At 32.1% G+C, this 19307-nt stretch carries 23 protein-coding genes; 10 read left to right on the forward strand and 13 right to left on the reverse strand.

The window, feature by feature from the left end; all coding sequences use genetic code 11:
* Window positions 1-5 precede the first annotated feature (5 nt).
* The 9 genes from truB to ACY3IT_RS05845 form a co-directional block, all read right to left on the reverse strand.
* Window positions 6-884, reverse strand: coding sequence for a tRNA pseudouridine(55) synthase TruB (gene truB / locus ACY3IT_RS05805; RefSeq protein WP_463082025.1), 879 nt, complete (start codon window positions 882-884; stop codon window positions 6-8).
* Window positions 859-1854 (reverse strand): DHH family phosphoesterase, encoded by a 996-nt coding sequence (locus tag ACY3IT_RS05810; protein ID WP_463082026.1) that lies wholly within the window; start codon window positions 1852-1854, stop codon window positions 859-861. Before ACY3IT_RS05810 ends, truB begins: the two co-directional genes overlap by 26 nt.
* Window positions 1838-2200 (reverse strand): 30S ribosome-binding factor RbfA, encoded by a 363-nt coding sequence (gene rbfA / locus ACY3IT_RS05815; RefSeq protein WP_463082027.1) that lies wholly within the window; start codon window positions 2198-2200, stop codon window positions 1838-1840. The genes ACY3IT_RS05810 and rbfA overlap by 17 nt, the downstream gene beginning before the upstream one ends.
* A 21-nt stretch (window positions 2201-2221) precedes the next feature.
* A complete protein-coding gene (locus ACY3IT_RS05820; RefSeq protein WP_463082028.1) occupies window positions 2222-2503 on the reverse strand; it encodes a DUF503 domain-containing protein in 282 nt (93 codons plus the stop codon).
* Between the two features lie 3 nt (window positions 2504-2506).
* Window positions 2507-4495, reverse strand: a complete 1989-nt coding sequence (gene infB / locus ACY3IT_RS05825) for a translation initiation factor IF-2 (protein ID WP_463082029.1) — start codon at window positions 4493-4495, stop codon at window positions 2507-2509.
* Window positions 4495-4782, reverse strand: coding sequence for an RNase P modulator RnpM (gene rnpM / locus ACY3IT_RS05830; RefSeq protein ID WP_463082030.1), 288 nt, complete (start codon window positions 4780-4782; stop codon window positions 4495-4497). Before rnpM ends, infB begins: the two co-directional genes overlap by 1 nt.
* Entirely contained in the window at window positions 4775-5863 is a 1089-nt protein-coding gene (gene nusA, locus ACY3IT_RS05835) for a transcription termination factor NusA (protein ID WP_463082031.1), read from the reverse strand. The genes rnpM and nusA overlap by 8 nt, the downstream gene beginning before the upstream one ends.
* A 15-nt stretch (window positions 5864-5878) precedes the next feature.
* Entirely contained in the window at window positions 5879-6349 is a 471-nt protein-coding gene (locus tag ACY3IT_RS05840) for a ribosome maturation factor RimP (RefSeq protein ID WP_463082032.1), read from the reverse strand.
* Between the two features lie 250 nt (window positions 6350-6599).
* Window positions 6600-6806, reverse strand: a complete 207-nt coding sequence (locus ACY3IT_RS05845; protein WP_463082033.1) for a hypothetical protein — start codon at window positions 6804-6806, stop codon at window positions 6600-6602.
* 208 nt (window positions 6807-7014) lie between these two features.
* Between ACY3IT_RS05845 and rpsB the strand changes: the two genes are divergently transcribed.
* The 10 genes from rpsB to galK all read left to right on the forward strand — a co-directional run bounded on the left by rpsB (window position 7015) and on the right by galK (window position 14851).
* Entirely contained in the window at window positions 7015-7758 is a 744-nt protein-coding gene (gene rpsB, locus ACY3IT_RS05850; RefSeq protein ID WP_463082034.1) for a 30S ribosomal protein S2, read from the forward strand.
* Window positions 7759-7786: 28 nt separating this feature from the next.
* Complete coding sequence (gene tsf, locus ACY3IT_RS05855) at window positions 7787-8383, forward strand: translation elongation factor Ts (protein WP_463082035.1); 597 nt, start codon at window positions 7787-7789, stop codon at window positions 8381-8383.
* A 4-nt stretch (window positions 8384-8387) separates the two neighbouring features.
* On the forward strand, window positions 8388-9137 hold the full coding sequence (gene pyrH, locus ACY3IT_RS05860) for a UMP kinase (RefSeq protein WP_463082036.1): 750 nt from the start codon (window positions 8388-8390) through the stop codon (window positions 9135-9137).
* Window positions 9130-9687 carry a ribosome recycling factor gene (frr, locus tag ACY3IT_RS05865; protein WP_463082037.1) on the forward strand — a complete coding sequence of 186 codons (558 nt, stop codon included), beginning with the start codon at window positions 9130-9132 and terminating at the stop codon, window positions 9685-9687. The genes pyrH and frr overlap by 8 nt, the downstream gene beginning before the upstream one ends.
* 4 nt (window positions 9688-9691) lie before the next feature.
* Complete coding sequence (locus ACY3IT_RS05870) at window positions 9692-9907, forward strand: hypothetical protein (protein WP_463082038.1); 216 nt, start codon at window positions 9692-9694, stop codon at window positions 9905-9907.
* A complete protein-coding gene (locus ACY3IT_RS05875; protein WP_463082039.1) occupies window positions 9885-10613 on the forward strand; it encodes an isoprenyl transferase in 729 nt (242 codons plus the stop codon). The genes ACY3IT_RS05870 and ACY3IT_RS05875 overlap by 23 nt, the downstream gene beginning before the upstream one ends.
* Window positions 10606-11388, forward strand: coding sequence for a phosphatidate cytidylyltransferase (locus ACY3IT_RS05880; protein WP_463082040.1), 783 nt, complete (start codon window positions 10606-10608; stop codon window positions 11386-11388). Before ACY3IT_RS05875 ends, ACY3IT_RS05880 begins: the two co-directional genes overlap by 8 nt.
* Entirely contained in the window at window positions 11385-12527 is a 1143-nt protein-coding gene (gene dxr, locus ACY3IT_RS05885; protein ID WP_463082041.1) for a 1-deoxy-D-xylulose-5-phosphate reductoisomerase, read from the forward strand. Before ACY3IT_RS05880 ends, dxr begins: the two co-directional genes overlap by 4 nt.
* Before the next feature lie 216 nt (window positions 12528-12743).
* On the forward strand, window positions 12744-13703 hold the full coding sequence (gene galT, locus ACY3IT_RS05890) for a galactose-1-phosphate uridylyltransferase (protein ID WP_463082042.1): 960 nt from the start codon (window positions 12744-12746) through the stop codon (window positions 13701-13703).
* Between the two features lie 2 nt (window positions 13704-13705).
* Window positions 13706-14851 carry a galactokinase gene (gene galK, locus ACY3IT_RS05895; protein WP_463082043.1) on the forward strand — a complete coding sequence of 382 codons (1146 nt, stop codon included), beginning with the start codon at window positions 13706-13708 and terminating at the stop codon, window positions 14849-14851.
* On the opposite strand, the gene cimA is transcribed toward galK, so the two are convergent.
* From cimA to leuC, 4 genes are read right to left on the reverse strand one after another with little or no spacing between them, the layout of a single operon-like run.
* Window positions 14848-16422, reverse strand: coding sequence for a citramalate synthase (gene cimA, locus ACY3IT_RS05900; RefSeq protein ID WP_463082044.1), 1575 nt, complete (start codon window positions 16420-16422; stop codon window positions 14848-14850). The two genes, galK and cimA, sit on opposite strands and share 4 nt — an antisense overlap.
* Before the next feature lie 6 nt (window positions 16423-16428).
* Window positions 16429-17523: a 3-isopropylmalate dehydrogenase gene (leuB, locus tag ACY3IT_RS05905; protein WP_463083631.1), complete on the reverse strand. Its 1095-nt coding sequence runs from the start codon at window positions 17521-17523 to the stop codon at window positions 16429-16431.
* Window positions 17520-18020 (reverse strand): 3-isopropylmalate dehydratase small subunit, encoded by a 501-nt coding sequence (leuD, locus tag ACY3IT_RS05910; protein ID WP_463083632.1) that lies wholly within the window; start codon window positions 18018-18020, stop codon window positions 17520-17522. The genes leuB and leuD overlap by 4 nt, the downstream gene beginning before the upstream one ends.
* 2 nt (window positions 18021-18022) lie before the next feature.
* Window positions 18023-19297, reverse strand: coding sequence for a 3-isopropylmalate dehydratase large subunit (leuC, locus tag ACY3IT_RS05915; protein ID WP_463082045.1), 1275 nt, complete (start codon window positions 19295-19297; stop codon window positions 18023-18025).
* Between the last annotated feature and the right edge of the window lie 10 nt (window positions 19298-19307).

Below are 19307 nucleotides of genomic sequence, written 5' to 3' on the forward strand. Positions count from 1 at the left end.
AATAATTATTCAATTGAAAAGACCTTTTCTGGTTTTAGAACATTTCCTTTTATCTTACCTACAGCAATAAAATTATCTTTTGAATTAACCACTGAGACAAAAATTTCCTTATTTTCATAAGTAGGTAAAAGAACATTGTTTCCATTTAAAATTCTTTTCTCTTCCAGAGCATCAACTTTTATTAGAGGAAAGTTTAATATTTTAACTGGAGAAACTAAATTTTCTTTCCAATGTTTAGAGAGTTTGTTAAAAGATATACTATCACTTATAGAGATATGACCAATTTCAGTCCTTAATAAAAAAGAGGTTATTGCATAACATCCAAGTTTCTCACTTATATCTTTTACAAGGCTTCTTATATAGGTACCAGCTGAAACCTTAAATTCAATTAAAGCAATAGGAAATTTACTTTTCTTATAATCTAATAGTTCAGCCTTAAATATTTTTACCTTCCTTTTTGGAAGTTTCAAATTTTTCCCTTCTCTTGCTAGTTCATAAGCCCTTTTACCATTTATATGAAGAGCAGAATAGATTGGGGGTTCTTGTTCAATTTCTCCTAACAAGCTTTTTAATATTTCTTCTATTTTTTGGGGAGAAATATCTTGATTTTTTATGTTTTGATATTTAAAAGAATAAGCCTCTCTATCATAAGTGTCACTACTTATACCAAAATGAATCTCTACAATATATGTTTTTGTAAAGTTTAAAATGTATTCCTCTAATCTTACATATTTTCCCAAGCCTATTATTATAAGCCCACATGCTCTGGGATCCAAAGTACCCATATGTCCTACTTTATCTATTTTTGTTATTTCTCTTATTTTTTTTACTACATTGAAGGAGGTTATACCAGGAGGTTTATTTACTAAAAGAAATCCGTTCATTTTCTTCAATAAACTCTTTTAGCTTATTGATAACTAAGTTATAAACATCGGAATTGTTATTTTTTACTTGAAAACCTGCTGCCTCTTTGTGTCCCCCTCCACCAAAAGATTGTGCAAATTTACTTACATCAATACGATTATCTTTAGATCTTAGGCTGACTTTTAATGTTTTTTCATTTATTGGATAGAAGAACACTACAACTCTCACATCTTTCAACATCCTAAGATTGTCTATTATTCCCTCTGTGTCTTCTAAAGTTGCATTATATTTCTCCATATCTTCCATATTGATAAAACTCCAAGCAATATCTTTATCAACATTTATTCTTAGTAATGATATTCCTAATAATTTTAATGATGAAAGTTTTCTTTTCTCGTATATCTCCTTTGATATAGAGGAAATATCAACCCCTATCTTAACAAGATTACTTGCTACTTTTAGGCTTTTAGGAGTAGTGTTACTAAATCTAAAGCTTCCTGTATCAGTTATTAGACCAGTTAAAAGACAAGCAGCCACATTTATTGATATGTTGAATTTTGATTTGGTAAGAATATCGTAAATAATTTCTGTTACCGATGAAGCTTTTTCGTTTATAATATTTATGTCTCCAAATTTTGAATTTGAAGTATGATGGTCTATATTTATTAGTATTTTAGTTTTTTCTTTTACGTTTAAATCTTCCTTAACCCTATATATATCACTACAATCAAAGACAATACCTATATTATATGATCTATCCAAATTACTTATTATGTTTACATCCCCCTTTAAAAGGAATCTATAAAAAGAGGGGATAGGTGAATTTAGAAAAATATATGGTTTTTTTCCTATTTCTAATAGAAAATAATAAAATCCTAATATAGATCCAATAGCATCTCCATCAGGATTTATGTGTGTGAATAAAATAAAATCTTGATATTTTTCTATTATATCTATTAATCTTCTAATCTCTTTATTGATCTTCTTCATCCTCTAATTTCAATTCTTTCAATTTTCTAAGTATCCTGTCTCCTCTTTCTAAGGATTCGTCAAGCTCAAAAGAAATTTCTGGTATAAATCTTATTCTAAGATCTTTTCCTAATTCGCTTCTTATGAATCCTTTAGCACTTTCAAGTCCCTTCATAGTTTCTCTTTTTTCTTCTTCACTACCATAAACACTCACATATATTCTTGCATATCTAAGATCTTTACTAATTTCTACCTCAGTTATTACAACAAAATTAGATGAGATTCGAGGATCTTTAACCCTTCTTAATAATATCTCACTTATTTCTTCTCTAATTAAAGCACTTAATCTTTCTTGTCTTTGTCTCATGTTAACATCACTCCTGGTAATTTACAAAATTTCTATTTCATAATCTACTATCTCTGTGTCTTTTTGTTCTTCTAACAACTTTATAACATCTGATAATATTTGATATATATGTTTTGACTCTGTAGATACAATACTTATTCCTAAGACAAGTTCGTTCCATATTTCTTGAGCGTCTACCTCAGCTATAGAAACATTAAATCTTGTCCTTATTTTGTCTACAATACTTCTTTTTACTCTCCTTTTTTCCTTAAGGGAGAAACTTTCAGGAATCGATAAAATAACTCTACATACTCCTATTAACATAAATTACTGAACTTGTTGAACGGTATAGACTTCCAAAATATCCCCTGGTTTTATATCTCCAAAGTTCTCTAAACCTACTCCACATTCAAAATTTGTAAGAACCTCTGTGACATCCTCTTTAAACCTCTTTAAAGAGGCTATCTTTCCATCATATATAACTACACCGTCTCTTATTAGTCTAACCTTTGCATTTCTTTGAATTTTACCTTCTCTAACATATACTCCTGCCACAGTACCAACCTTGGGAACATTAAATGTAGCTTTCACTTCGCCTCTTCCTATAATTACTTCCTTGATCTGGGGAGCTTTTAACCCTTTGATATAATTTTGTAAATCATCTATTATTTCATATATAATTCTGTATGTTTTAGCAATTACTTTTTCTTTCGTAATAGCTTCTTGAGCCCTTGAATCGGGTCTTACGTTAAAACCTATAATCATACCTTTGGAGGCAGATGCTAACATGACATCACTTTCTGTTATTCCCCCTACACCTGAATGTATTATTTTAACAGTTATATCTTCTGTTGGAAGTTTGTCTATAGTTTGTAAAATAGCTTCTAAAGAACCCTGAGTATCAGCTTTTACAATTAATGGTAAAACTTTTTCACCAAGTCCTACCACTTCTATGTTAGATTTTTCCTTCTTTTTCTTTCTTTCCTCTAAAATCTCTTTGGCAACTGCCTCATTAGGTACAACTTCAAGAATATCTCCAGCTTGTGGCAACTCTTCAAATCCTGAAATTTCAACAGGCCAAGAAGGATAGGCCTCCTTTAGAGATCTACCCTTATCATCGACCATTGTTCTAACACGTCCCATAACATCCCCAGCCACAAAAATATCCCTTAATTTGAGGGTTCCTTCTTGAATTATTACTGTTGCCACAGGTCCTTTACCTTTATCTATTCTTGTTTCAATAATTGTTCCTTTGGCAGGCTTATCAGGGTCAGCCTTTAATTCTAAGACATCTGCCATAAGTAAAATCATTTCTAATAATTGGTCGATGCCTTGTTTCCTCATAGCAGAGATAGGCACCATTATGGTATCTCCACCCCATTCTTCCGGAATAAGGCCATATTCAGACAATTGTTGTTTTACTCTTTCAGGGTTTGCATCAGGTTTATCAATCTTATTTATAGCCACAATAATAGGTACATTAGCTGCTTTGGCATGATTGATTGCTTCAACCGTTTGAGGCATAACACCATCATCAGCAGCTACCACAAGTACAGCTATATCTGTAACTTGAGCACCTCTTGCCCTTAAAGCTGTAAAGGCCTCATGACCAGGAGTATCTAAAAAAACAATCTTTCTTCCATTATGTTCTACCATCGACGCTCCAATATGTTGAGTTATCCCACCATATTCTTTTTCTGCCACCTTTGTCTGTCTAATAGCGTCTAAGAGGGTAGTTTTACCATGATCCACGTGTCCCATTACTACTACAACAGGTGGTCTTGGTTTTAGTCTTGCTTCTTCCTCAGGTGTTAACTGCACTCTCTTAACTATTGCTTGAGGTTTTACCTCTTCTACTTTATATCCATGTTTAATCGCAAGTTTCTTAATAACATCTGGATCTAAAATTTGATTCACATTGGCTAATATTTTCATATTTAAAAGTTCCATTATTAAATCTGTAGGAGATACGGAGAGAGCATCAGCTACATCTTTTATCCTCATACTTCCTTGTATTATTAATACCTTTTCCTTTTCTTTAACAGTTATTTGCTCGTTTTCCTCTGTTTTTTGAGATTTTGTCTCTGTTAATTTTTGATCTTCCTTTATTTCTTCTACTTGAATAGCCTCTGAGGCAGTGGGGGGATTTTCTTCTTTACTCTTTCCTGTAACAAGTTCCTTTATAATCTCTTCTACTTCTTCATCTATTACATTTAACGCTGACTTTGCATTAACTCCTAAATCACTAAGAATCTTTAATAAGTCTTTACTTTCTATACCCAGTTCTTTACTTAATTCATATATTCTCTTTTTCATTACTTTATCTCCCCCCGACGAGAAATTTCGTTTTGTAATTCTTCTTTAATTTTTTGCAATGTTCCGAAAGAAACCTCACATCTTAAAGCATGTGAAAATGCTCTTTTCTTGAAAGCCAAATCTAAACATTCTATCTTTGGACATAAATATGCACCTCTACCCGAAGCCTTACCAGTAGGATCAAAACTTATATTATTATCTTCATCTCTAACAATTCTCAAAAGCTCTCTTTTGGGCTTTTTTTCTCCGCAACCTATACATGTTCTTATAGGCACATGCTTACTCACTTTTTTCTACCACCTTCTCTATTTCCTTATTATCTTTTTCTTTAGAATATTCTTCTGGAGTCCTTACATCAATCCTCCATGATGTAAGTTTTACAGCTAATCTTACATTTTGACCTTCTTTGCCTATAGCTAAAGAGAATTGATCAGGAGGCACTATAACAATAGCTTTATGTTCATCTTCCTTTATTTCTACTGATATGGGTTTAGCAGGACTCAAACTTCTTGCAACAAATTCCGCTGGATCTTTACTCCATAATACTATATCAATTTTCTCACCATTAAGCTCGTTTATAATATTTTGTATTCTAACTCCCTTAAACCCAACACAAGCACCAATTGGATCTATTTCAGGATAATGAGAATAAACAGCAACCTTCGATCTTAAACCTGGTTCTCTTGCTATGCTTACAATTTCTACAGTTCCTTCTTTAATCTCAGGAACTTCCAATTCAAAAAGCCTTTTTAAAAATCCAGGATGGCTTCGTGATAATATTACTAAGGGATCTTTTGTGGTCTTTCTTACCTCCAAAAGGTAAGCTCTTAATCTTCTTCCTATCCAATATTCTTCTCCTGGAATCTGTTCTTTTACAGGTAACACTGCCTCAATATCAGGAAATCTTACATAAACATTTCCTCTTTCTATTCTTACCACAGTACCATTAACTAATTCTCCCTCTTTAGCTTTATATTTATCATATAAAATTTTTCTTTCGGCTTCTTTCAAACTTTGCATAATAACCTGTTTTGCAACTTGAACAGCTATACGCCCAAATTCTTGAGGTTCCACTTCTATTTCTATCTCATCTCCTAATTTTGCATCAGGTTTTAAGGCCTTTGCCTCATCAATCGTAATCTCTGAAATTGGATCTAATACCTTTTCAACCACTCTCTTTACCACATAAATTCTTATTTCTTGTCTATTTACATCTATTTCTACACGCGCACCTTTGCTTGTACCATAAGCTTTCTTAAAAGCTGAAAGTAAGGCTTTTCTTAAAGCCTCTATAACTACAGCTTTATCTAACTTTTTCTCTTTAATAATCTGTTCTAAAACAACCCAGAAATCTTCACCTAATCTCATAAATTATCATCCTCCTCAAAATTCTACAATCAACCTTGCTTTTTTTATTTTGGAGAAAGGAATATGAATAAATTTACCATCAACTTCTATTATTACATTTTCTTCATCAGTACTTATAATTTTTCCCTCAACCTTCCTTCTCCCTTCAATATTTTCTAAAAGTAAAATATTTACTTTTTCGCCAACATGTCTATCAAAATCTCGCCTTTTCTTTAATGGTCTATCTAAACCAGGAGATGAAACTTCAAGCACATATGAATGTGGAATTGGATCGTGAATATCAAGTTCCTTGCTTATTTTTTCACTTATATAAGCACAGTCCTCTACTGTGACACCTCCTACTTTATCAACAAATACCCTTAGTACCCATCCACGAGATTCTCTTTGATATTCTAAGTCTACAAGTTCAAAATAGTATCTCTCGCAGACAGGCTCCACGATACTTCTTAGTTTTTTGATAAACTCCATATGTATTTGATCTTTCACTTTCTTTTACCTTATTAAAAAGAAAAAGTGGGAACTCCCACTTTTTCGTCCTTAAACTTTCTCTTCTAACAAACTTTATTTAAGTATACATTAAATCACTATAAAAAGCAATAAAATAATTAAAAATTTTAGCTTATTTTAACCATCATTACTAAAAATTTCTTTTGGTATTTCATATATTTCTATAACATTCAACAAAGCTAAGATCTTTAAGAAAGTGTTTATTTCTAAATTTTTAGTATTTATCCCTCTATCCTCTGCCTGTTTTTTTGTATATTTGAAAAAATTCTGATAAACTAAGTTTTGGAGCCAATATCTTTTGACAAAGTATTAAAATTTCTCGAGCATTTCCAATAGCAACCACAGGAATATCGTACCTGTTAATATTTTCATCTTTTTTCAATATTCTTACTATATATATTGGGAAATTGTAGCTCAATCTTAATACAACTCCCATTCTTTTAAAGAAATTTTAAACAAAGTATACCATAAATAAAAATTTCTTTAAATAGTCTTGTAAACCAAATCACTTCGTGATATACTCCTTTTTGAATGATTTGAGAACTCACCCTTCCAGATTCTCTTGGGGGTGCTTCTCTTTTAGGAGAAGTTCCAAGAGAAGAAGAAGGAAGGGGAGGAAAAAACCAAAATATGGAGGTGTTACAATGGCACATGTATTAATGAAACAGCTCTTAGAAGCAGGAGTTCATTTCGGGCACCAGACAAAAAGATGGTGTCCAAAAATGAAAGAATACATATTTTCTGAGAGAAATGGTATCCACATTATTGATCTTCAAAAAACACTTGTTAAACTTGAAGAAGCTTATGAGTTTGTGAAGGAACAGGCAAAAGAAGGTAAAACTTTTCTTTTTGTAGGAACAAAAAAGCAAGCTCAACAGACCATTGAAGAAGAAGCAAAAAGATGTGGAGCGTTTTATGTTACACAAAGATGGCTTGGAGGTATGTTAACTAATTTTACTACTATAAAGGCAAGAATTGACTATATGATAAAATTAGAAGAGCTGAAGAATAATGGTTATTTTGAAAAGCTACCTAAAAAACAGGCATCAAGATTAAACAGAGAATTAGAAAAACTTGTAAAAATATTTGATGGCTTGAGAGGTATAGAGAGAGTTCCAGATGTATTGTATATAGTTGACCCCAAAAGAGAAGAAATTGCTGTAAAAGAAGCAAATAGGTTGGGTATACCTATTGTTGCTATTGTGGATACTAATTGTGATCCTGAATTAATCACTTATCCAATTCCAGGAAATGATGACGCAATAAGATCTATAAAACTTATCACTTCAAAAATAGCAGATGCTATTATAGAGGGCAGAGATTTAAGAGAAAAAGAGCTTTCTCTTGAGTTTAAAGAAGAAGATCTTCAATCAGAAATTTCAGAATAATTAATAAAAAGTAGGAGGTTGAATAAAGATGGAAATAACTATTGAAATGATAAAGGAATTAAGAGAAAGGACAGGAGCAGGAGTAATGGAGGCTAAGAGAGCCTTGGAGGAAGCTAATGGAGATATGGAAAAAGCAGTTACCATATTGAGGGAAAAGGGTGTTATAAAGGCTGCTAAAAAAGCTGGAAGAATAGCAAAAGAAGGGATTATAGAGGCATATATACATACGGGAGAAAAACTTGGAGTTTTAGTAGAAGTAAACTGTGAAACAGACTTTGTAGCAAGAACAGATGAATTTAGAAGGTTAGCAAAAGAAATAGCTCTCCAGATTGCAGGAATGAACCCCCAATATGTAAGTAAAGAAGATGTTCCTCAAGAGGTTATTGAAAAAGAAAAAGAAATATATAGAACTCAGCTTAAGAACGAAGGGAAACCTGACCATGTGATTGAAAAAATTATAGAAGGAAAACTTGAAAAGTTTTATGAAGAAGTATGTTTATTAGAACAACCTTTTGTAAGAAATCCCGAAATAAAAGTAAAGGATTTAATAACTGAGGCCATATCCAAACTTGGAGAAAATATAGTGGTGAGAAGGTTTGCGAGGTTTGTTGTGGGAGAAGAGTAAGTATATGGAACCTAAATATAAAAGAATACTTCTAAAAATAAGCGGAGAATCGTTCAGTGGAACTCAAGGTTTTGGTTTAGATCCTGAGAGTATTAAAAATATTGCTGAAGACATAAAAGAAGTTCATGATTTAGGGGTAGAAATAGGAGTTGTTGTAGGAGGAGGAAACTTTTTTAGGGGCAGAGAAAGTAGAACTTTAGGAATAGATAGGGTCACTGCTGATTATATGGGAATGTTAGCTACAACAATAAATGCTCTTGCATTACAGGATGCATTAGAAAAACTTGGAGTTGTAACAAGAGTACAAACAGGAATTGAGATGAGACAAATTGCTGAACCTTTTATAAGAAGAAGAGCCATAAGACATTTGGAGAAGGGTAGAGTAGTAATTTTTGCAGCTGGAACTGGAAATCCTTTTTTCTCTACCGACACTGCTGCTGCTTTAAGGGCAGCTGAAATTAAAGCAGAAGTTATTCTAAAAGAAACAAAGGTTGATGGAGTTTATAACAAAGATCCATTAAAGTATCCTGATGCTGAAAAATTTGATTCCATAGAACCGATTGAATTTCTTAAATTAAGATTGCAAGTTTTAGATGCTACAGCAGTTTCTTTATGTATGGATAATAAAATTCCTATAATTGTATTCAATATGTCCGAACGAGGGAATCTTAGAAGAGTTATATTAGGAGAAAAAGTAGGAACCTATATAGGAGATGTTGAAATTATATCCGAGAAGGGGGGAGAAGATGGGTAAAGAGCATTTTAAAGAAATAGAAGAAAAAATGAAAAAGGCAGTAGAGGTTGTAAAAAAAGAATTTCAGGGTATAAGAACAGGTAAACCTTCTGTAGGAATATTTGATGAAATAAAGGTTTCATATTATGGGAATCTTATGCCATTAAACCAAGTAGCAAGTCTTAAAGTGGCAGAAGGAAGAGTAGTTATTATTCAGCCATGGGACAAAAGTATTTTAGGAGAAATAGAAAAGGCTATATTAAAATCTGATCTTGGTTTGACCCCACAAAATGATGGTCAGGCAATAAAAGTTGTATTTCCACCACTTACTGAGGAGAGAAGAAAAGAACTTGTCAAAGTGGTACATAAAGAGGCAGAAAATGGACGTGTAGCCATAAGAAATATTAGAAGAGATTATTTGGAAATATTTAAAAAAGAAAAACAAGAAGGAAAAATATCAGAAGATGAATTTTATCGTCTACAAGAAGAACTGCAAAAACTAACTAACAAATTTATAGATGAAATCGAGAAACTTATAAAATTAAAAGAGAAAGAGATTATGGAAGTTTAAATCTATGGGTTATTTAGGAAGAAAATACGAAGAAATAGAGAGAGAAATTGGCAAAGAAAATATAATTTTTGACTTAAACTATTTAGATGCACCATGCGAAGCCTTTGGAGATTTAAGAATAGTTGCTGAAAAAAGAGTAAATGGGAAGTGGTATTTCTTATTATCATATGAAAATTACCAAATAAGAAACATCAAAGATGGTAGAGATTCCAAAAGATAAATTACCAAATCATATAGCTTTTATAATGGATGGAAATGGAAGATGGGCAAAAGAAAGAAATCTTCCGAGACTGATGGGACATAGAGAAGGTGCTTTGGTTGTTGAAAGAATATCTGAAACTGCCTTTAATTGGGGGATAAAATATTTAACCTTTTTTGCCTTTTCTACAGAAAACTGGAAAAGGCCAAGAGAAGAAGTAGAAGGTCTAATGAAACTTTTGGATGAAAGTATTGATAACTTTAAAGACAAATTAATTAAAAACAATATTAGATTGAAGGTTATAGGAAATATAGAAGCTTTACCAGATTATTTACAAAGAAGAATAAGATATGTAATTGAAGAAACTAAAAACGGGAAGGATAGAGTATTAACCATAGCATTAAACTATGGTGGAAGATGGGACATATTAGAGGCAGTAAAAAAGATTTTAAATGAGGTAAAATCTAAAAAATTCTCATTAGATGACTTAGACGAAAACACCTTTTCATCTTTTCTTTCAACCTATGATATTCCAGATCCAGATCTTTTAATAAGAACAAGTGGAGAATTTAGAATAAGCAACTTTCTTTTATGGCAATTAGCTTATACAGAGTTATGGTTTACACCAAAATATTGGCCTGATTTTAACGAAGAAGACTTAAAATTAGCCTGTATTGAGTTTTCTAAAAGAAAACGAAGATTTGGCGGTTTAGATAACAATGCTTAAAAGAATTTTTACTGCCTTATGGGGAATTCCCTTAATTTTATGGATTGTTCATGTAGGTGATCAACCTTTCTTTATATTTGTGGTATTAGTCGCATGTTTAGGACTTTACGAATTTTATTCTCTTTTAGAGAAAAATAATTATAAAACTCTTAAAACAGAAGGTATAGTAGCTGGTTTTTTATATTTAACCTTTCTTTATCTCGAAAGTAGATGGGCTCTGAGAATTTTTTTACCTCTACTTATAGTTTCAATCCTTGTATATGAATTACTGAAAAAAGAACATTCTATAATAGAAATATCACTAACCTTCTTAGGCTTCTTTTATATTCCTTTTTTATCGGGCTACTTTTTGTTATTGAGAAATCTTCCTCAAGGTGAAGTATTAACTTATTATACCCTTTTTGTTACTTGGGTTAGTGATTCAGCATCATATTTTATAGGTAAGTTTTTTGGTAAGCATAAATTAGCACCTTCTATTAGTCCTAACAAAACAATAGAAGGGACTGTTGCAGGTATTATAGGATCAATTATAGTATCTCTTGCTTTTGGGGCTGTTTATTATGAAAAATATTTATTACCTATAATTCTTGGAATATCCTTAGGTATAATGGGACAATTAGGAGATCTTGTAGAATCAATGTTAAAAAGAGAAATAGGGGTAAAGGACTCATCTTCCTTACTTCCAGGCCATGGTGGGATTTTAGACAGATTTGATAGTCTATTTTTTATTGTACCTACTACTTATTACATGTTGTTTATTTTACGATTATTATGAGAAACATAGTAATATTAGGTGCTTCTGGATCAATAGGCATACAAACTATAGACGTGATAAGAAAACATAAAAACAAGTTTAAACTTTTGGGGTTAGCCGTAAGGGAGAATATATCATTATTACAAGATGTAATAGAAGAATTTAAACCCCCCTATATCTCTATTTATAATAAATCAGTAAAATTACCAAATTTAAATTATTCACCTAAAGTTTATTATGGAAGAGAAGGTTTAGAAATTTTAGCCTCTTTAAGCGAAGCAGAATTGATTGTTATAGCTATTTCGGGGATAGAGGCTATTTACCCTACTCAAAAAGCAATTTTAAATAATAAAAAAATCGCCTTAGCCACAAAAGAAGTAATCGTTGCTGCAGGAAAATTTATTAAAGAGTGGCTAAAAAATACAAAATCAGAAATAATACCTGTAGATAGTGAACACAGTGCTATATTCCAGCTTATTAAAAATAGGATCCATATAGAGAATATTATATTAACAGCATCAGGGGGACCTTTCTTTAAAAATGATAAAAAAGATATTGAAAATGCAAAAATAGAGGATGTATTGAAACATCCCCGATGGAAAATGGGGAAAAAAACTACTGTTGATTCTGCAAATCTGGTTAATAAAGCCTTAGAAATCGTGGAAGCTCATTATCTTTTTAATGTACCGTATGAAAATATTAAAGTTGTTATACATCCACAGAGTATCGTTCATGGAATCATTGAATTATTAGATGGTAGTATGATGGCATATCTTTCACCTCCCGATATGAGGTTTGCAATTCAATATGCTCTTTTTTATCCTGAAGGACCAATTTATAAATGGGAAAAATTAAACCTCCAAAATTTAATACTTGAATTTTATCCAGTTGATGATGACATGTTCCCTATTATTAAATATCTTTATAATGTGGTAAAAAACGGTGATATATATCCTGCAATTCTTGCTATTTCTGATGAAATATTTGTTTCATATTTTATAAATGGACAAATAAGATTTTCTCAAATTGTTCCATTAATAATGGAACTTATGGAAAAATGGAAAGGAAAAAGTAACATTGACAACATTGATGAATTGTTTAGCCTTATTGAATGGGTTAAAAAAGAATCGGAAAATCTTATTAAAACCTACTCTTCTTAAATATAGTACCCGTTTATTAGAATTAGAGTTCATATAATCTATTTTGGAATTCTATATTTGTTGAATTTTTGCTAAAATCAATCTAAAATTTGTATAATACTAATTCTTAGGAGGAATCATTTATGAGGAAATGGAAAATGATTAAAAAGATAGAAACAAAAGAAGATGGTAGGCTTATGTATTATTACGATTTTGAATTAGAGGGAGAGATTAACGATGAGCAGTGAACTTAGATGGCATCCATTTTTAAAAGAATGGGTAATTGTGGCTGGTAAGGTCCAAGAAAGACCTGTTCTTCCAGCAAGAAATGCATGCCCATTATGCTATGGAGGTGTAGAGATTCCAAAACCTTTTGATATAGCAGTTTTCGAAAATAGATATCCATCCTTAACAAAAGAAACTCCTGATATTATACCTTGGGAAGATGATTTGTATAAATTAGAAGAGGGAAGAGGAGTATGTGAAGTTGTTCTTTATACTATGGATCATGATTCCTCCATGTCGAGAATGCCCTTAGAACAAATAGAAAAGTTAGTTTTAGTTTGGGAAGACAGATACAAGGATTTAGGAAGTCTGGATTTTATAAAATATGTTTTTATATTTGAAAATAGAGGAGAAATTATAGGTGTAAGTTTACACCACCCGCATGGACAAATATATGCTTTTCCTTATATTCCTCCAATTATAGAAAAAGAGATTATATCAAGCGATGAATTTTATAATCAAAAGAATAAATGTCTCTTTTGTTCAATTCTGGAAAGAGAACTTAGTGAGGGAGTAAGAGTTGTATATGAGAACAAACATTTTGTAGCTTTTATGCCCTTTTATGGAAGATATCCTTTTGAATTACATATATACTCTAAAAGACATGTAGGATCTCTTTCAGAGATGACATATGCTGAAAAAATATATCTTGCTGAAATAATTCAGAAAATCACAAAAGCCTATGATAATGTATATGGCTTTAACTTTTCCTACATGATGGTTTTTCATCAAAAACCTGTAAAAGGTGACTTTCCTAATTATCATTTTCATATAGAATTTTATTCCCTACATAGAGCAAAAGACAAAATAAAATATTTAGCAGGAGTAGAGTCGGGTGCCGGAACTTTTATAAACCCTTTATCTCCAGAAGAATCTGCTGAACTTATGAGGGATAGTATAAGGAGGCTTTAAAGATGCTTGATGAAACCATTAAGAGGATTTTTGACGATATAGAAGGATTTAGAATTTTTAGAGCTCCTGGAAGAGTAAATCTCATAGGTGAACATACTGATTATCATTATGGATTTGTGTTACCAGTAAGTATTGATAGATATTTTTATTTTTGCATTAAGGAAAATAATCTCAATAAATTTAGAATATATTCGGAAAATTTTACAGAACTTTATGAATTTGACTATGACTCTATCAAATATGATCCCGAAAAACTTTGGATAAATTATTTAAAAGGAGTTATCAATGAAATTATAAAACTGAAAGGTAAAATACCTTATTTTGACGCATTAATATATGGCGATATACCAATGGGATCTGGACTTTCAAGTTCTGCAGCCTATGAAGTTGCTGTAGCTTTTGGAATAAATACTTACTTTAATCTTGGAATAGATAAAAAAGAGATTGCTAGATTATCTCAAAGAGCTGAAAATAATTTTGTGGGTGCACCATGTGGTATTATGGACCAGTTTATCGCTACTTTTGGTAAAGAAAATACAGCCTTGTTTATCGATACATTAACTTTGGATTTTGAGAATGTACCTTTTGATCTAAATAAGAGAAATTTAAAATTAGTGGTGGTTGATACAAAAATTAAGCATTCTATTGCTGGTGAAGGATACTCTACAAGGAGAAGGGAAGGGGAGGAAGCCTTAAAAATTCTTAGGAAATATCTTCCCATAAATTCACTTAGAGACTTAAATGATGAAAGTTTTAAAATATCACAAGAAGTCTTGCCTTCACCATTAAAAGAAAGAGTCGCTCATGTTTATAACGAAAATAAAAGGGTTGTTGCTTTTGTTGATGATCTCAAAAGAAATAATTGGGAAAATCTTCCTAAATATATGTTAGATTCCCATTTAAGTTTAAAGTATCTCTATGAGGTTACTTGTGAAGAATTAGATTTTTTAGTAGAAAAAGCCTTAGAATATGGTGCATTTGCATCGAGAATGACAGGTGGCGGTTTTGGAGGATCAACAGTAAATTTAGTTCATCAAGACATATTAGATAAATGGTCTGATAACATTTCTAAGAGCTATAGAGAAAAATTTGGTTTTGATCCAGGAATTTTATTACTAAATATCTCAGATGGGGTGCGGGAGATTTAAATCTCCCGCATTTTTAGAATTCCATATTCTATACTCTGGACTAATGCTTCCCAGCTTGCTTCGATAATATTAGTTGAAACTCCCACAGTACTCCAAGTTTCTCCTTTAAAATTAGAAGAATCAATTAATACTCTTACCTTTGCTGCAGTACCTGCACCTCCATTAAGTACTCTGACTTTGAAATCTGAAAGATGAATGTTTTTTAACTCTGGGTAGAACTCAATAAGAGCTTTTCTCAATGCTTGATCTAATGCATGTACAGGACCATCCCCATCGGCTGCAACGTGAACCACATTATCTCCGATTTTTAATTTTAATGTTGCTTCAGTAATAGTTTCACCTTTATCTCCAATTTTCTCTATAATAACTCTCAATCCTATTAGATCAAATAATTTAGTTTCTTGCCCTAAGGCATGTCTTACTAAAAGCTCAAATGAAGCTTCTGCACCTTCAAAATAGTAACCCTCATTTTCAAGATGGGTAATCTGTTCTAATATCATTTTTGCGAGAGGTGAATCTCTATCAATATCAATATTTAATTCTTTTACTTTTGATACTATCGTACTTGTACCTGAAAGTTCAGATATGAGAAATCTTCTTTTATTTCCTACTTTTGATGGATCAATATGTTCGTAAGACCTGGGATTTTTTAACACAGCATTTACATGCACTCCACCTTTGTGAGCAAAAGCACTTCTTCCAACAAAAGGAGCAGTAGGATCAGGAGGAAGATTTGCCACTTCAGAAACCCAATTAGCTAAATCTGTAAGCTGAGCTAATTTATCTTCTGGAAGTACCTCATATCCCATTTTTAATTGAAGAATTGGAATTATTGTACATAGATTTGAATTTCCACATCTTTCTCCATATCCGTTTATAGTTCCTTGAACCTGTGTAGCTCCTTCTCTAACTGCTATTATTGAATTAGCAACTGCAACACCACTATCGTTGTGAGTATGAATACCTAAAGGAACTTTTATTCTCTCTTTTACTTTTTTCATAATTTCTTCTACTTCCCATGGTAGTGTACCACCATTTGTATCAGCTAATACAATCCAATCAGCTCCTCCTTCGACTGCAGCATCTAATGTAGCCAAAGCATATTCCGAATCAGACTTGAAGCCATCAAAGAAATGTTCAGCATCATATATTACTTCTTTATTATGACTTTTTAGATATTTAACTGAATCATATATCATTTTAAGATTATTATCTAAAGTAGTTTTCAAAACTTCCATAACATGAAGATCCCAAGTCTTTCCAAAAATTGTAACCACAGGGGTTTCGCTTTCTAAAAGAGATTTTAAATTAGCATCATCCTCCGGTGTTACCTGGGCTCTTCTTGTACTCCCAAAGGCTGCTATCTTGGCTTTTTTAAGTGGTATTTCCTTAATTCTTTTGAAGAAATTTAAATCCTTAGGATTAGAACCTGGCCATCCTCCTTCTATGTAATCAAAACCAAATTCATCAAGTTTTTGAGCTATTCTAATTTTATCTTCTAAAGAAAAAGAAATTCTTTCACTTTGAGCTCCATCTCTTAAGGTAGTATCATATAAAAAGATTTTTGTCATGAATTACTAAGCACCTCCTTCAATTATCTTACAAACCAAATCACCCATTTCTTCTGTACTTACTAATTGCTTTGCGTAGGGATTTCCTGTAAATAAATCTTGTGTAAAGTATCCACTATCAATTACTTTATCCACTGCATTTTCTATATCCTTTGCTTCTTTTTCTAAGTCAAAAGAATAACGGAACATCATAGCCACAGAAAGAATTGTTGCCAAAGGATTTGCTATATTTTTTCCTGCAATATCTGGAGCTGTACCATGAATAGGCTCATATAAACCTTTTGTCCCTTCCCCTAAACTTGCTGAGGGTAACATTCCTATTGAGCCTGTAATTACTGCTGCTTCATCACTTAAAATGTCTCCAAAAGTATTTTCAGTAAGAATTACATCAAACTGTTTAGGATTTCTTACAATCTGCATAGCACAATTATCTACGTACATATGCTCTAAATTCACATCCATGTATTCTTTACTTACTTCATCCACAATCTTTCTCCATAACCTTGAACATTCCAATATATTCGCCTTATCTACTGATGTAACTTTTTTATTTCTTTTTTGAGCCATTTTAAAAGCCACATGAGCAATTCTTTTTATTTCAGAAGCTTTATATGTCATAGTATCTATAGCCATTTCTTCTCCATTTTCAACCCTTATCTCCTTGGGTTTTCCAAAATATAGTCCTCCGGTAAGCTCTCTAACTATTACAAAATCTACTCCTTTTAAAACCTCTGGTTTTATAGTAGATGAAAATGAAAGTTTTTCAAATACTTTAATTGGCCTAATATTAGCAAAAAGATTAAAGCCACCTCTAAGTTTTAAAAGAGCTTTTTCAGGACGTTTTTCACCCGGAAGATTGTCCCACTTAGGTCCACCTACAGCTCCAAGTAGTATAGCATCGCTTTCTTCACATAATTTCCATGTCTCATCAGGCAAAGGATCTCCATATTTATCAATTGCTTCTCCTCCAACAATACCCTCTAACAATTCAATCTTATGCCCATATTTTTTCTCAATAGTTTTAATAACTTTAATAGCTTGCTTAACTACTTCAGGACCTATGCCATCACCAGGAAGTACTGCTATCTTAAGCTTCATTATTTCCCTCCTTTAATTCTTTCCTTAGCAAAATTAATTAGACCACCTTTTTTAATTATTTCTTGAATAAGGGGAGGGAAGGGGAATGTTTTAAAAGTCTCTCCCGTTGTTATGTTCTTTACAATCCCATTATCAAAATCTACTTCTATTTCGTCTCCTTCTTTTATTTTATCAACTGATTCTGGTACCTCCAATATTGGTAAGCCAATATTTATAGCATTTCTATAAAATATACGAGCAAAGGATTTTGCTATTATACATTGAACTCCAGAAGCTTTAATTGCAATAGGGGCGTGTTCCCTGGAAGAGCCACAGCCAAAATTTTCTCCTACTACTAATATATTTTTTTCTTTTACTTTATTTTTAAAGTACAAATCAAGATCTTCCATACAATGTTCAGAAAGTTCCTTAGGATCGGTTGTATTTAAGTATCTTGCAGGGATAATTACATCGGTATCAATATTGTCTCCATATTTTAATGCAAACCCTCTAAACACCATCATTACTCTTTCACCTCCACTTCCCATGGAGCAGCTATTCTTCCAAGAATAGCAGAAGCAGCTGCTACTGCGGGATTAGCCAAATATACTTCACTTTTCGGATGCCCCATTCTACCAACAAAATTCCTATTAGTTGTTGCTACAGCTCTCTCACCATCTGCCAATACTCCCAAATGTCCTCCTAAACACGGTCCACAACTTGGTGGTGTTATTGAAGCTCCAGCTTCTAAAAATATTTCTAATAAGCCTTCTCTTAATGCATCCATATATATACGCGGTGTGGCGGGTGTTATTATAAGTCTAACATCAGGATGTACCTTATGCCCTTCTAAAATTTTAGCTGCCATCCTTAAGTCTTCAATTCTTCCATTAGTGCATGACCCTATATAGACTTGATCTATATAAATGTCTTTACTTATTGAAGAAATCGGCTTTACATTACTTGGTAGATGAGGAAAAGCTACAACAGGCTCCCACTTACTTACATCCCATTCATATATTTCTTTATAATTAGCATCAGGATCACTTTTATAGAATTTATACCCTCTTTTTGCTCTTCCTTTTACATATTCTAATGTGATTTCATCGGGTTCTATTATTCCGTTTTTTGCTCCTGCTTCAATAGCCATATTGCATATAGTAAGCCTATCAGACATAGGAAGGGTTCTAATGATTTCACCTGTAAATTCCATTGCTTTATATCTTGCACCATCAACTCCTATATATCCTATTGTTTGTAGTATTAGATCTTTTCCAGTTACCCACTGTGGTAATTTTCCATAATAAACAAATTTTAAACTTTCTGGAACTTTAAACCATATTTCTCCAGTTGCCATAGCATAAGCAAAATCGGTACTGCCTACACCTGTTGAAAAGGCTCCTAATGCTCCGTAGGTACATGTATGAGAATCAGCCCCAATAATACAATCACCTGGTAATACTAAACCCTCCTCAGGGAGTAAAGCATGTTCAATTCCAACTCTACCGACCTCATAATAATATTTTATATTATGTTTTTTTGCAAAATCTCTTAACATTTTACTTTGCATAGCTGACTTTATATCTTTATTAGGCGTAGAATGGTCTGGAATTAAAGCAATTCTTTCAGGATCAAATACCTTTTCTGCCCCAATTTTTTCAAATTCTTTAATTGCAAGTGGACCTGTAATATCATTAGCAAGAATAAAATCAAGTTTTGCAAAAATTAATTCTCCTGGATATACTTCTTTTCTTCCAGAATGATCTGCTAATATTTTTTCTGTTATTGTCATTCCCATTTATCTAAAA

This window comes from Dictyoglomus sp. GBS, from assembly GCF_055179815.1.

Coding starts and splice junctions, on each gene's coding strand:
- ACY3IT_RS05870 (WP_463082038.1), top strand. CDS start 9,692: ATGGGTTATTTAGGAAGAAAATACGAAGAAATAGAGAGAGAAATTGGC.
- rpsB (WP_463082034.1), top strand. CDS start 7,015: ATGGCACATGTATTAATGAAACAGCTCTTAGAAGCAGGAGTTCATTTC.
- ACY3IT_RS05875 (WP_463082039.1), top strand. CDS start 9,885: ATGGTAGAGATTCCAAAAGATAAATTACCAAATCATATAGCTTTTATA.
- galT (WP_463082042.1), top strand. CDS start 12,744: ATGAGCAGTGAACTTAGATGGCATCCATTTTTAAAAGAATGGGTAATT.
- ACY3IT_RS05820 (WP_463082028.1), bottom strand. CDS start 2,503: ATGTTAATAGGAGTATGTAGAGTTATTTTATCGATTCCTGAAAGTTTC.
- pyrH (WP_463082036.1), top strand. CDS start 8,388: ATGGAACCTAAATATAAAAGAATACTTCTAAAAATAAGCGGAGAATCG.
- cimA (WP_463082044.1), bottom strand. CDS start 16,422: ATGACAAAAATCTTTTTATATGATACTACCTTAAGAGATGGAGCTCAA.
- galK (WP_463082043.1), top strand. CDS start 13,706: ATGCTTGATGAAACCATTAAGAGGATTTTTGACGATATAGAAGGATTT.
- dxr (WP_463082041.1), top strand. CDS start 11,385: ATGAGAAACATAGTAATATTAGGTGCTTCTGGATCAATAGGCATACAA.
- frr (WP_463082037.1), top strand. CDS start 9,130: ATGGGTAAAGAGCATTTTAAAGAAATAGAAGAAAAAATGAAAAAGGCA.
- ACY3IT_RS05845 (WP_463082033.1), bottom strand. CDS start 6,806: ATGGGAGTTGTATTAAGATTGAGCTACAATTTCCCAATATATATAGTA.
- ACY3IT_RS05880 (WP_463082040.1), top strand. CDS start 10,606: ATGCTTAAAAGAATTTTTACTGCCTTATGGGGAATTCCCTTAATTTTA.
- leuD (WP_463083632.1), bottom strand. CDS start 18,020: ATGGTGTTTAGAGGGTTTGCATTAAAATATGGAGACAATATTGATACC.
- infB (WP_463082029.1), bottom strand. CDS start 4,495: ATGAAAAAGAGAATATATGAATTAAGTAAAGAACTGGGTATAGAAAGT.
- tsf (WP_463082035.1), top strand. CDS start 7,787: ATGGAAATAACTATTGAAATGATAAAGGAATTAAGAGAAAGGACAGGA.
- ACY3IT_RS05810 (WP_463082026.1), bottom strand. CDS start 1,854: ATGAAGAAGATCAATAAAGAGATTAGAAGATTAATAGATATAATAGAA.
- truB (WP_463082025.1), bottom strand. CDS start 884: ATGAACGGATTTCTTTTAGTAAATAAACCTCCTGGTATAACCTCCTTC.
- leuC (WP_463082045.1), bottom strand. CDS start 19,297: ATGGGAATGACAATAACAGAAAAAATATTAGCAGATCATTCTGGAAGA.
- nusA (WP_463082031.1), bottom strand. CDS start 5,863: ATGAGATTAGGTGAAGATTTCTGGGTTGTTTTAGAACAGATTATTAAA.
- rbfA (WP_463082027.1), bottom strand. CDS start 2,200: ATGAGACAAAGACAAGAAAGATTAAGTGCTTTAATTAGAGAAGAAATA.